10 protein-coding genes and 1 tRNA gene are annotated in these 13915 nt (G+C 44.1%); all 11 read right to left on the bottom strand.

The features are described from left to right. Window positions 1-225 (bottom strand): transposase (locus tag B092_RS0109910; RefSeq protein WP_018574966.1); only part of this gene is annotated, 225 nt, incomplete at its 3' end. Between the two features lie 178 nt (window positions 226-403). Further along, window positions 404-4687 (bottom strand): DNA-directed RNA polymerase subunit beta', encoded by a 4284-nt coding sequence (rpoC, locus tag B092_RS0109905; protein ID WP_018575087.1) that lies wholly within the window; start codon window positions 4685-4687, stop codon window positions 404-406. Then, on the bottom strand, window positions 4687-8802 hold the full coding sequence (rpoB, locus tag B092_RS0109900) for a DNA-directed RNA polymerase subunit beta (RefSeq protein WP_018575086.1): 4116 nt from the start codon (window positions 8800-8802) through the stop codon (window positions 4687-4689). The genes rpoC and rpoB overlap by 1 nt, the downstream gene beginning before the upstream one ends. Before the next feature lie 282 nt (window positions 8803-9084). Continuing rightward, a complete protein-coding gene (rplL, locus tag B092_RS0109895; RefSeq protein ID WP_018575085.1) occupies window positions 9085-9471 on the bottom strand; it encodes a 50S ribosomal protein L7/L12 in 387 nt (128 codons plus the stop codon). A 129-nt stretch (window positions 9472-9600) separates the two neighbouring features. After that, the gene (rplJ, locus tag B092_RS0109890) at window positions 9601-10125 is read right to left on the bottom strand and encodes a 50S ribosomal protein L10 (protein ID WP_018575084.1); all 525 of its coding nucleotides are present in this window, start codon (window positions 10123-10125) and stop codon (window positions 9601-9603) included. 237 nt (window positions 10126-10362) lie between these two features. After that, window positions 10363-11070 (bottom strand): 50S ribosomal protein L1, encoded by a 708-nt coding sequence (gene rplA, locus B092_RS0109885; protein WP_018575083.1) that lies wholly within the window; start codon window positions 11068-11070, stop codon window positions 10363-10365. Beyond that, window positions 11070-11504, bottom strand: coding sequence for a 50S ribosomal protein L11 (rplK, locus tag B092_RS0109880; RefSeq protein ID WP_018575082.1), 435 nt, complete (start codon window positions 11502-11504; stop codon window positions 11070-11072). Before rplK ends, rplA begins: the two co-directional genes overlap by 1 nt. 95 nt (window positions 11505-11599) lie before the next feature. Further along, on the bottom strand, window positions 11600-12133 hold the full coding sequence (gene nusG, locus B092_RS0109875; RefSeq protein WP_026253716.1) for a transcription termination/antitermination protein NusG: 534 nt from the start codon (window positions 12131-12133) through the stop codon (window positions 11600-11602). 9 nt (window positions 12134-12142) lie between these two features. Then, complete coding sequence (gene secE, locus B092_RS0109870; RefSeq protein ID WP_018575080.1) at window positions 12143-12523, bottom strand: preprotein translocase subunit SecE; 381 nt, start codon at window positions 12521-12523, stop codon at window positions 12143-12145. 37 nt (window positions 12524-12560) lie between these two features. Beyond that, window positions 12561-12636: transfer RNA gene (locus B092_RS0109865), tRNA-Trp, on the bottom strand. A gap of 106 nt (window positions 12637-12742) precedes the next feature. Continuing rightward, a partial coding sequence (gene tuf / locus B092_RS0109860; protein ID WP_018575063.1) for an elongation factor Tu occupies window positions 12743-13915 on the bottom strand: 1173 nt, incomplete at its 5' end.

Here is a 13915-nt window from a genome sequence, read left to right as displayed (position 1 = left end):
CGGATCGGAGAGGCTATGCCATTGACCCAATAGGACTGCCTTAAACATGGCGAGCACGGGATAACTCGGACGACCTTGTTGAGTCGTCAATCGACGCTGCTTTTGTGAATTGAGGTAGCATTCAATCGGTCGCCAATCAATCACTTGATCTAACTTAAGTAACGGAAAACGATCAAGGTGTTTGGCAATACGGGCTTTGGCGGTTTGTTGAAAGAAACTACTCATAGGACTAAAGTAAGAATGCAAGAAAACAAGCTATATTTTAGGAAGTTTGAGGGGTTATTGCAAAGGTCTCACCTTGCTTAGTTAGCATACCGATAAATATAAAACAACAGGGGCTCAATATATATTGAGCCCCTGTTTATTTAAGTCTAAGCAAGGCGTAGGCCTTACTTAATTTGACTTACTCTTCTGCTACACCAGATGATTCCTCGTTGCCACCATCAGCAGGTGCTGTTTCAGCGGTAGAACCGCTTAACACACTCTCAAGAGAGACCGGCTCTGATTCAACGAATGGATTTTCCTGCTCAGCGGCAGCGCTTTCAATGGCGCTACGACCTTCGACCTTCTTACGGCGAGCAATGTGGTACGACAAACCGGTACCGGCAGGGATTAAGCGACCAACGATTACGTTTTCTTTTAGACCACGTAGTTCGTCACGTTTACCCATAACAGCCGCTTCAGTCAGTACGCGAGTCGTTTCTTGGAACGATGCCGCAGAAATGAATGAATCCGTTGATAGAGAAGCCTTCGTAATACCCAAGAGGATATTTTGATAGGTTGCCGGCTGGCCACCTTCAGCTTCAACACGATCATTTTCATCAAGTAAAGCTGAACGTTCAACCTGTTCGCCCGGGATAAAGCTGGTATCACCGGCGTCTTCAATCACGACACGACGTAACATCTGACGAACGATCACTTCAATGTGCTTATCGTTAATCTTCACACCTTGTAAGCGATAAACCTCTTGTACCTCATCAATAATGTACTGAGCTAATTTCTCAATACCTTTGAGGCGAAGAATATCGTGAGGATCTGAAGGACCATCAACAATCAGCTCACCTTGGTGTACGACACGACCGTTTTGTACCTGAATATGCTTTTCTTTAGGAATTAGGAACTCATGCGGTTGACCGTCAGTATCGGTAATCACTAAACGCTGTTTACCCTTGGTTTCTTTACCAAAAGAAACGACACCGGACACATCAGCCAAAATACCGGCATCTTTCGGAGAGCGTGCTTCAAATAGCTCAACCACTCGAGGTAGACCCCCGGTAATATCACGAGTCTTCTGAGAGTCAACCGGAATACGGGCAACAATCTCACCCACACCGATATCCTGACCATCACGAACGCGAATCAACGCCCCAACCGGGAAGCTGATCGCCACCGTGTGACTGGTGTTATTAGGACCGAGAATCGTGATCTCTTCGCCTTTTTCGTCAAGCATCTTAATTTGCGGACGGACATTGGCACGTGTCGCGCGCTTCGGTGTGATCACTACCAATGTTGATAAACCGGTTACCTCATCCGTCTGCTGAGCAACGTTCACGCCTTCTTCGATATTATCGAATTTAACCTGACCGGCATACTCAGAAACAATAGGACGAGTTAGTGGATCCCACGTCGCTAACTTAGCACCTGCTTTAACTTCGTCGGCATCGCCAACCAATACGGTTGCACCGTAAGGGATACGATGACGTTCACGCTCGCGCTCAGTGACCGGATCAAGAATTAGTAACTCACCGTTATTCGAAATCGCAATGCGTTCGCCTTTGCTATTAGTCACATAGCGCATTGAGGTCAAGAAGGCTACCTTACCGTTAGACTTCGTCTCAACACTTGATACACTGGCCGTACGAGATGCCGCACCACCAATGTGGAACGTACGCATCGTTAACTGTGTTCCCGGCTCACCGATAGACTGAGCAGCGATAACACCGACCGCTTCCCCACGGTTCACTAGAGAACCACGGCCTAAGTCACGACCATAACAATGTGCACATAAACCGTGACGGGTTTCACATGTCAATGGCGTACGGATCTTAATCTCGTCAATAGCGAAGTTATTTATTAACTCAACCGCATCCTCATTAAGCATCGAACCGGCCGGAAGAATGGTTTCTTGGGTGTCAGGGTCAACAATATCAACCGCTGCCACACGACCTAAGACGCGATCACCTAGTGGTTCAATAATCTCACCACCCTCTACCTTCGCTTTAACTAAGTAACCATTGGTGGTACCGCAATCATTTTCAATAATGACTAAGTCTTGCGTCACGTCAACTAAACGACGAGTTAAATAACCCGAGTTCGCTGTTTTCAGCGCCGTATCCGCTAGACCCTTACGAGCACCGTGGGTTGAAATAAAGTACTGAAGTACATTTAAACCCTCACGGAAGTTTGCCGTAATCGGAGTTTCAATAATTGAACCATCCGGTTTAGCCATTAGACCACGCATACCAGCTAACTGACGAATCTGTGTCGCAGAACCACGAGCACCCGAGTCAGCCATCATATAAATCGAGTTAAACGATTCCTGTTCAACCTCTTCACCATGACGGTCAACAACTTTCTCAGTTGCTAATTTCTCCATCATGACTTTAGTCACACGCTCAGTCGCTTTACCCCAAATATCAACCACGTTGTTATAACGTTCTTGGGTAGTTACTAAACCTGAAGAGTGCTGTTTATCAATCGCCTTAACTTCTTCAGACGCTTGAGACAAGATATCAGACTTAGCAGCTGGGACTAACATATCATCGACTGCGATAGAAATACCCGCTTTCGTTGCTAATCTGAAACCTGATTGCATCAATTTATCTGCAAAAATAACTGTTTCACGTAGACCGCAGCGACGATAGGACTGATTCACCAAGTTAGAAATTTCTTTCTTCTTGAGTGATTTATCTAATACGCTAAATGGTAAGCCCTTAGGTAAAATTTCAGACAACAGCGCACGACCAACTGTCGTTTCAACGCGTTTAAGTTGCTTCTGGAACTCACCGTTTTCGTCTTTAACCCATTCAGGAAGGCGTACTGTGATGCGGCTTTGTAACTCAACAGCGCCACTGTTATAGGCACGATGTAGCTCATTTAAATCCGCAAAAATACTGCCCTCGCCCTTACCATTAATGCGCGAACGAGTCGCATAGTAAAGACCTAAAACAATATCCTGAGAAGGAACGATCGACGGTTCACCACTCGCCGGGAATAAAATGTTGTTAGAAGCAAGCATTAATGTGCGAGATTCTACCTGCGCCTCAATCGATAGCGGAACGTGAACAGCCATTTGGTCACCGTCAAAGTCCGCGTTAAAGGCCGCACACACTAGCGGGTGTAATTGAATCGCTTTACCTTCAATAAGTACCGGCTCAAAGGCTTGAATACCTAGGCGGTGTAAGGTTGGCGCACGGTTAAGTAACACCGGGTGCTCACGAATAACTTCTTCCAGTACGTCCCAAACAACAGGTTCTTGTGCTTCAACCAAGCGTTTAGCCGCTTTAGTTGTAGCCACGAGATCCATTGCCACTAAACGATGGTAAATAAACGGCTTAAATAGCTCTAGCGCCATTAATTTAGGTAAACCACACTGGTGCAGTTTAAGCTGAGGACCAACTACAATAACCGAACGACCGGAGTAGTCAACGCGCTTACCTAATAAGTTTTGACGGAAGCGACCCCCCTTACCCTTAATCATATCGGCAAGTGATTTAAGTTGACGTTTATTCTGACCGGTCATGGCTTTACCACGACGGCCATTATCCATCAATGAGTCAACAGACTCTTGAAGCATGCGTTTCTCGTTACGCACGATAATGTCGGGCGCATACGATTCGATTAAACGCTTCAAACGATTATTTCGGTTAATCACTCGACGGTATAAATCGTTGAGGTCAGACGTTGCAAAACGACCACCATCTAGCGGTACTAATGGACGTAAATCAGGTGGTAATACAGGTAATACCTCAAGAATCATCCATTCAGGCTTAATACCGGATTTTTGGAAACCCTCAACAACTTTCAGACGCTTAGAAATCTTTTTCAATTTCGCTTCTGAGGTCGTGATTTTTAATTCTTCGCGAAGTACTTCAGCTTCCTTGTCGATGTCCAGAGTACGTAATAACTCGCGAATCGCCTCGGCACCCATGAGGGCAACGAACTCATCGCCGTATTCATCAACTTTGTTGTTGTACTCTTCTTCTGTCATGATCTGGCCGCGCTGCAAAGGCGTCATGCCAGGCTCAATAACACACATCGCTTCAAAATAGAGTACGCGCTCGATATCACGTAACGTCATATCGAGAACCATACCTAAGCGAGACGGTAAGCTTTTTAAGAACCAAATATGAGCAACCGGACTGGCCAATTCGATATGGCCCATACGCTCACGGCGTACCTTAGCTGCTGTAACCTCAACACCACATTTTTCACAAATAATACCGCGGTGTTTTAAACGCTTATACTTACCGCACAAGCACTCATAGTCTTTTGTCGGACCAAAAATCTTGGCGCAGAAAAGACCATCACGTTCAGGCTTAATCGTGCGGTAGTTGATGGTTTCAGCCTTGCGAACCTCACCAAAAGACCATGAACGAATCTTTTCGGGTGAAGCAATACCAATTTTGATTGCATCAAACTGCTCATCGGGAGCAATTTGTTTGTATAAACTTAATAAACCATTCATTACTTTTTACCCTCCAGCTCCATGTTAAGAGCTAGTGATCGAATTTCTTTAACTAAGACGTTAAAGGACTCAGGCATACCAGCATCGATTGAATGCTCACCCTTAACGATGTTCTCGTAAACCTTCGTACGACCAGCAATATCATCCGATTTAACGGTTAACATTTCTTGTAGCGTGTAAGCTGCACCATACGCCTCAAGTGCCCACACCTCCATCTCACCGAAACGCTGACCACCAAATTGAGCTCGACCGCCCAATGGTTGTTGAGTGACAAGTGAGTATGGACCAATAGAACGGGCATGCATCTTATCGTCCACTAAATGGTGGAGTTTCAGATAGTGCATATAACCTACCGTCACAGGACGGTCAAATAACTCACCCGTACGGCCATCAATTAAGTTAACCTGTGTACGAGATTCAGTAAGACCTAGACGCTCTTTCAACTCATCCGGATAAGCTAATTTCAGCATATGCTGAATTTCTTCTTCAACCGCACCGTCAAATACCGGCGTAGCTAATGGCAGACCTTCGCGTAGGTTTTTAGCCATGTCGATCACTTCGTCATCTGACAAACTGTCTAATTGCTCTTTTTTTCCAACGTCGTTGTAGACCTTTTCCAAATACTCGCGAATGTCTTTTATTTGAGAACTACGCTCGTTTTCAAGCATTTCGCTCACACGGTGACCAATACCTTTAGCGGCCCAACCTAAATGAACCTCCAGTACCTGACCGATGTTCATACGAGAAGGAACACCTAGCGGGTTCAATACGATATCAACCGGCGTACCGTCTGCCATGTATGGCATATCTTCAATCGGTACAATGTGGGAAACAACACCCTTATTACCGTGACGACCAGCCATCTTATCACCGGGCTGCAAGCGACGTTTAACAGCTAAGTAAACCTTAACCATCTTAATAACGCCCGGAGGTAACTCATCACCTTGAGTCAGCTTCTTACGCTTCTCATCATACATACGCTCAATTTCAGCACGCTCAAAATCAATAGACTCTTTCGCATGCTCAAGCGTTGTTTGAGTATCTTCGTCTGCTAAACGGATATCGAACCAGTAGCTAGGATCTAAGTTTTCTAAATATTCATTAGTTAACTCATCACCTTTCTTTAAGCCCTTAGGACCACCATTAACAACCTGACCAACTAAGATTTTCTGTAGACGTTCGAAAATATCGTTTTGGGCAATACGGAAACGGTCATCCAAGTCAATACGATAGCGATTTAACTCAGCATCAATAATCGACTGTGCACGAGCATCAGGCTTTTCACCTTTAGCAGTCAGAACCTGTACATCAATTACCGTACCGTTCATACCGGACGGAACGCGTAAAGAGGTGTCTTTAACATCCGCTGCTTTTTCACCGAAAATCTGACGTAATAAACGCTCTTCCGGTGTTAAAGGAGTCTCAGACTTCGGTGTAACCTTACCCACTAAAATATCATCGGTACGTACCTCGGCACCAATGTGGATAATCCCTGAGTCATCTAGACGGTTTAACTGAAGTTCCGGTACGTTAGAAATATCGCGAGTAATCGATTCATCACCCAGCTTAGTCTGACGTGCAACAACGGTTAGCTCTTCAATATGAATGGAGGTATAACGATCCTCTGAAACTACTTTTTCTGAGATTAGAATCGAGTCCTCAAAGTTATAACCATGCCACGGCATGAAAGCGATCAGCATATTTTGACCTAAGGCTAATTCACCTAAGTCTGTTGACGCGCCATCAGCCAATACATCACCGGCAGCCACAATATCGCCGCGCTTAACAATCGTGCGCTGGTTAATATTCGTGTTTTGGTTAGAACGAGTGTATTTAGTTAGGTTATAAATATCTACACCCACTTCACCCGCTGCAGCCTCATCGTCATTAACTCGAATAACAATACGCTGAGCATCGACGTGATCAACTACACCGCCACGTTTGGCTTGTACTGCGGTACCGGAGTCAGTCGCAACAATACGCTCAAGACCCGTACCTACTAACGGTTTCTCAGGTTTCAAGCAAGGTACTGCCTGACGTTGCATGTTCGCACCCATCAAGGCACGGTTCGCATCATCATGCTCTAAGAACGGAATTAATGAAGCAGCAACCGATACAATCTGTGATGGAGCTACGTCCATATACTGAACATTTTCAGGTGCAGTCATGATGGTCTCGCCATTTTCACGACACGCAATCAGATCGTCAGTAAATCGATGATCGTCATCTAACTCAGCGTTTGCTTGAGCGATCACATAATTAGCTTCTTTAATGGCTGATAAGTACTCAATTTCATTGGTAACTTGGCAATTTACAACCTTACGATATGGCGTTTCCAGGAAACCATAGTGGTTCAAACGCGCATACAGAGCCATTGAGTTAATTAAACCAATGTTTGGACCTTCCGGCGTCTCAATCGGGCATACGCGACCATAGTGCGTCGGGTGTACGTCTCGTACCTCAAAGCCGGCGCGCTCACGAGTCAAACCACCCTGACCTAACGCAGAAACACGACGCTTATGCGTCACTTCTGATAACGGGTTAGTTTGGTCCATAAACTGTGACAGCTGGTTAGAACCAAAGAACTCTTTAACCGCAGCAGAAATAGGCTTGGAGTTAATCAGATCGTTTGGCATCAAGTTGTCAGATTCAGCAGAGCCTAAGCGATCTTTAACAGCACGCTCAACACGGATCAAACCGGCACGGAATTGGTTTTCAGCTAACTCACCAACACAGCGCACACGGCGATTACCTAAGTGGTCAATATCGTCAATCTCGCCCTTACCGTTACGTAAGTCAACCAACAACTTAATTGTTTTTAGAATATCGTCGTTAGTTAGTGTTAGCGCGCCTTCAGAACTATCTGTGCCATGTAGACGGCTATTAACTTTCATACGGCCTACGCGTGACAAGTCGTAGCTATCTTCACTGTAGAAAAGACGTTGGAATAAAGCCTCAACCGCTTCTTCGGTTGGCGGCTCACCAGGACGCATCATACGATAGATCGCAATACGTGCTGCATTTTCATCGACGGTATCATCTGTACTTAAGGTCGTAGAGATGTATGGACCCTTTTCTAATTCGTTGATGTAAAGGGTATTAATCGTCTTGATTCCGGCTGCGCGTAAAGCAGTCAGCATAGCCTCAGTGATTTCTGCGTTAGCTTCGGCGAGCACTTCACCTGTTTCAGGATCAATGATGTTGGTCGCCAAGAAACGGCCGACTAAAAACTCATCGTTAACAAGGATTTGCTCCATGTTAGCTTCGGCGAACTGACGCAAATGTCTTGCATTAATACGCTTATCTTTTTCAACTAAGACATTACCGGCTTTATCAACCAAATCAAAAGGAGCGATTTCACCTCTCCAACGATCCGGGAAAAACTCTAAAAGCGCACCACTATCTTTGATATCGAAACTGTCAAAATCAAAGAACTCAGCAAGAATCTGCTCAGCCGTCATGCCGATGGCTTTTAATAAGGTAGTGACCGGCATTTTACGACGCCGGTCAATACGGAAATATAAATTATCCTTGGCGTCAAACTCAAAGTCTAACCATGAACCACGGTATGGGATAACACGGGCAGAGAATAATAATTTACCGGAACTTTGGTTTTTACCGCGGTCATGCTCAAAGAACACACCGGGTGAACGGTGTAACTGAGACACGATGACACGTTCGGTACCATTAATAACAAATGAACCGGTATCTGTCATTAGGGGCACTTCACCCATAAAGACTTCTTGCTTTCTGACTTCTTTTACCGTAGGCTTACTAGCATCACGATCCATGATCACTAGGTTAATCGTGGCGTATAATTGAGAGCCATAGGTCAAGCCACGTAAATGACATTCCTTTACGTCAAATACGGGGGCTTCTAAGCGATAACTTTCAAACTCTAAACGAGCGTAACCGTTATTGCTTTCAATTGGGAAAATGCCTGTAAAAGCGGCATGTAAACCTTCATCCTTGCGTTGGCTATGGTGGACATTTTGCTGCAAAAACAAATCATATGAATTGAGCTGTGTTCCTAGAAGGTTTGGTACTTTTTGAATATCTTCGCGCTTAGCGAAGCTCTTACGAATACGTTTACGTTCTGTATACGAGTAAGGCATGAGCACTCCAACTCGAGATGGTTAGCTGATTACTAGTCGTTGTAATCAAGAGGGTTTTGCGACTTCAAGAAAAACGTCTCGGCGTCTTGTCATCCTATAGTAAATTAGTGTACAGTGTGAATCACTCGGAAAAGTGTCTCGTTTTTATACAAAATTTAGCTAATTATAGAATAGCTTTATTGAATTAATTCAATACGTCTTATTATGTGTTGAGTCCGTTTTTCGTGAAAACACAAAAACCCGGAGATAGTAAAAACCACTCCGGGTGTTTTAAAGCATGAACTACTTAAGTTCTACTTTAGCACCAGCTTCTTCTAACTTCTTCTGCGCTTCTTCTGCAGCTGCTTTGTCTAAGCCTTCTTTAATTTCTTTAGGTGCGTTATCAACTAAGTCTTTAGCTTCTTTTAAGCCTAAACCAGTGATTTCACGAACTGCTTTAATTACGTTAACTTTAGATGCACCAACTTCAGCTAAGAATACTGTGAATTCAGTTTGCTCAGCAGCGCCAGCACCACCAGCGTCACCGCCAGCTGCAGGAGCAGCTACAGCAACAGCAGCTGCTGCAGCTGAAACGCCGAACTTCTCTTCCATTTCAGTAATTAATTCTGACAACTCTAACACGCTCATGTTAGCAATTGCTTCTAAGATATCTGCCTTTGATAAAGCCATTTTGAACTCCAAAATTTAAAATATATTTGTATATTGCCTGGTTTTGTATCGATTCTATCGACGAATTTCCTAAGTTTGTCTTAGTGTCAAATCAAGAATTTGCTATAAACGCTATTTACGTTTTGATAATTAAGCAGACTCTTTTTGATCACGTACAGCAGCTAAGCCGCGGACAAATTTAGATGGAACCTCGTTAAGCGTACGCACAAACTTCGCAACAGGTGCCTGCATAGTGCCCAATAGTTTAGCCAATAGCTCTTCGCGAGAAGGCATTTTAGCCAACGCCTTAACACCTTCGGCATCAAGTACGCTACCTGGTAAAGCACCAGCTTTAAGTACTATCTTGTCGTTGGTTTTGGCGAAATCGGACAATACCTTAGCTGCCGCTACCGGATCCTTACTAATTGCATATAGCAATGGACCAGTCAGTTGCTCACTAATACCATCAAATGGTGTATCAGTTACTGAACGACGAACTAACGTATTTTTCAATACACGCAGATAAACATCTTGTTCGCGTGCTGTTTTGCGCAATACGGTGATAGAGCCGACATCAATTCCACGATATTCAGCGACAACGATTGATTGAGCATCTGCCAATTGGCCTGAAACTTCTTCAATTACTGCAGCTTTCTCATTACGATTGAGACTCACGGTTGAACACTCCATCAAAAGACGCGGTGGGAGGAAATCCCGTTGCGTCATTCCATATGCGGCGTACCAGGGCAGAGTTCTGAATTGAATTCTTCCGTTGGGACGCCGTCTACGCTGGATAATTATTTTAAGTTTTTAACTAACTAAGCTTAAAAACTCCAGCGGTCTTTGACAGCAGCGCCAAATCGATTAAGAGATTAAACTCATTCGATCGTCTTTGGCGCAGCCCAAAGTTCTTTACTCAGTTGCAGCTGCTGTTAAGCTAGCAACTTCAACTTTGGCGCCACCACCCATAGTGGATGAAATGGCTGCTTTACGTAGATAAACACCTTTAGCTGACGCTGGGCGAGCTTTGTTTAAAGCATCTACTAAAGCACTTAAATTTTGTTTTAACTGATCAACATCAAACGATGCGCGACCAATTGTGCTGTGGATAATACCTGCTTTGTCAGTACGGTATTGAACTTGACCAGCTTTTGCATTTTTAACTGCAGTAGCAACGTCAGGAGTTACAGTACCCACTTTAGGGTTAGGCATTAGACCACGAGGACCTAAAATTTGACCTAAAGCACCAACAACACGCATTGCATCAGGAGAAGCAATCACGATATCGAAATCTAAATTGCCAGCTTTAACCTGTTCGGCTAAATCTTCCATACCGACAACATCTGCACCTGCTTCTTTAGCTACTTCGGCGTTTTCACCTTGAGTAAAAACAGCAACACGTACAGATTTACCGGTACCTGCTGGTAACACCACAGAACCACGAACTAATTGGTCTGATTTCTTAGGATCGATACCTAACTGAATAGCAACGTCGATAGACTCGTCAAATTTAGCAGTCGCTGTTTCTTTAACTAAATTTAGAGCTTCGTCTAATGCGTATAATTTATTTTTATCGAATTTCTCGCTAATTGCGCGAGCACGTTTAGATAACTTAGCCATTAGATTACACCCTCAACTTCAATACCCATACTGCGGGCACTACCAGCAATTGTACGTACAGCGGCCTCTAAATCAGCAGCGGTTAAATCCGGCTCTTTAGTTTTAGCAATCTCTTCTAATTGAGCGCGAGTTAATTTACCAACTTTATTTAAGTTCGGACGCTCAGAACCCTTTTGAACACCTGCAGCTTTCTTAATAAGAATAGTTGCTGGTGGGGTTTTCATGATGAAAGTGAATGATTTATCTGCGTAAGCAGTAATCACTACTGGAATTGGTAAACCCGGTTCCATACCCTGAGTTTGGGCATTGAACGCTTTACAGAATTCCATGATGTTTAGACCGCGTTGACCTAATGCTGGGCCAATCGGAGGTGCTGGGTTTGCTTTACCAGCAGGCACTTGTAGCTTAATAAAGCCAGCAATTTTCTTTGCCATTTTGTAAACTCCTAATGGGTGCAAACGCTTATGTATAAGCTCCCCAATGGTTATTAAATAAAGTATTGAAAGTTAATAAACTCTAAAAGAATTAATTATGCTTTTTCTACCTGACTAAAATCCAGCTCAACAGGCGTAATACGACCAAAAATAGTCACATTGACCTGTACTTTGCTACGTTCGTAGTTAACAGATTCTACCGTGCCATTGAAGTCCGCAAAAGGACCTTCTTTGATTCGTAGCATCTCACCAACTTCGAATAAAACTTTTGGACGTGGCTTCTCACCACCTTCCTCAATTTGAGATAAAATTTTATTTACTTCTTGCTCTGAAATAGAGGTAGGACGATTACCTGTGCCACCTAAGAATCCTGTCACACGATTTGTACTTTTCACTAAGTGCCAAGTCTCATCGGTTAATTCCATTTCGATAAACACATAGCCCGGGAAAATTCGACGCTCAGAAATAGACTTCTGACCTGCGCGACTCTCCATAACTTCTTCAGAAGGAACTAAAATTCGACCGAAATAGCTATCTAAGCCAGCTTCAGTGATTCTCTCTTGCAAGCTCTTTTGAACTCTTTTCTCCATGCCCGAAAAGACATGAAGGACATACCAACGCTTACTCACCAGCTCTCCCTATTTCCAACCTAGAAATATACCGTACAGAATCCAATCAATTAAGCTATCAGCAATCCATAAAAAGAGGGCCATCACAAAGACAAAAGCAAAAACGATGCCTGTCATTTGAATAACTTCGTTGCGAGTTGGCCATACAACACGCTTTAATTCATTGTAAGAACCGGAAGCAAATCCTAAGGTGCGTTTACCTAAATCGCTAAGCCAAACTAAAATTCCAGCTAAAGCCAAACTACCGACGAAAATGCCCACTCGTGCATATACATTCAAATCTGAAAAGAATGAATACGCAAAAATACCGATCGCAACGACCAGTATTGCCAGAGTAATTTTAATTCTGTCACCTGTATTGGCAACGGTTGTTATATTTGTGTTTGACATTTTATTAGTACCGCTTTATTGCAGTTACTTCACTATTTGGCAGGGGCAGTAGGAATCGAACCTACAACCTTCGGTTTTGGAGACCGACGCTCTGCCAATTGAGCTATACCCCTAGACATGGTTTTTGTCTCTGTAGAGACAGGGTGATACTTTTACAGTAAAAACATCACCGAATCGAGCATAATAACATACTTTTTATTATCATGCTCGTTTTTTTAATTAAGCTTCGATTTTAGCAACAACACCGGCACCTACGGTACGGCCACCCTCACGGATAGCGAAACGTAGACCTTCCTGCATCGCGATAGGTGCAATTAACTCAACGTCCATTGACACGTTATCACCAGGAAGTACCATCTCTTTATCAGCTGGTAGTGTAATCGTACCGGTTACGTCAGTTGTACGGAAGTAGAACTGAGGACGGTAACCTTGGAAGAATGGCGTGTGACGACCACCCTCTTCTTTAGATAAAATATACACTTCGGCTGAGAACTTAGTGTGTGGGTTGATTGAACCCGGCTTAGCTAATACTTGGCCACGCTCAACGTCTTCACGCTTCGTACCACGTAGTAAAATACCAACGTTATCACCCGCCTCACCTTGGTCGAGTAACTTACGGAACATCTCAACACCGGTACAAATGGATTTCTGAGTTTCACGGATACCAACGATCTCGATCTCTTCACCCACTTTAATAATACCGCGCTCAATACGACCGGTGACTACCGTACCACGACCAGAAATAGAGAATACATCCTCAACCGGCATTAGGAAAGAACCGTCAACCGCACGCTCTGGCGTTGGGATATAAGTGTCTAACGCTTCAGCTAACGCTAAAACAGCTTCCTTACCTAAAGGACCTTCGTCGCCTTCTAAGGCTAAACGAGCAGAACCCTTAATGATTGGCGTGTCATCACCTGGGAAATCGTACATGCTTAATAGCTCACGAACTTCCATCTCAACTAACTCGATTAACTCTTCGTCATCAACTAAGTCAGCTTTGTTTAGGAAAACAACGATGTAAGGTACACCAACCTGACGTGATAATAAGATGTGCTCACGTGTCTGAGGCATTGGGCCATCTGCAGCTGAACAAACTAAAATCGCACCGTCCATCTGAGCTGCACCGGTAATCATGTTCTTAACATAGTCCGCGTGACCTGGGCAGTCAACGTGTGCGTAGTGACGGTTAGGGGTTTCGTATTCTACGTGAGACGTAGAAATGGTAATACCACGTGCTTTTTCCTCAGGAGCTGCATCAATCTGAGCGTAATCGCGCGCATCACCACCGTACTCTTTAGCTAGTACAGTACAAATAGCTGCTGTTAAAGTGGTTTTACCGTGGTCAACGTGACCGATAGTACCAACGTTTACGTGTGGTTTGGTACGTTC

The organism is Oligella ureolytica DSM 18253, from assembly GCF_000373745.1.
Classification (GTDB): Bacteria; Pseudomonadota; Gammaproteobacteria; order Burkholderiales; family Burkholderiaceae_B; genus Oligella; species Oligella ureolytica.
The sequence above is the reverse complement of the archived record's forward strand: the minus strand, read 5'-3'. Positions and strand labels throughout refer to the sequence as shown.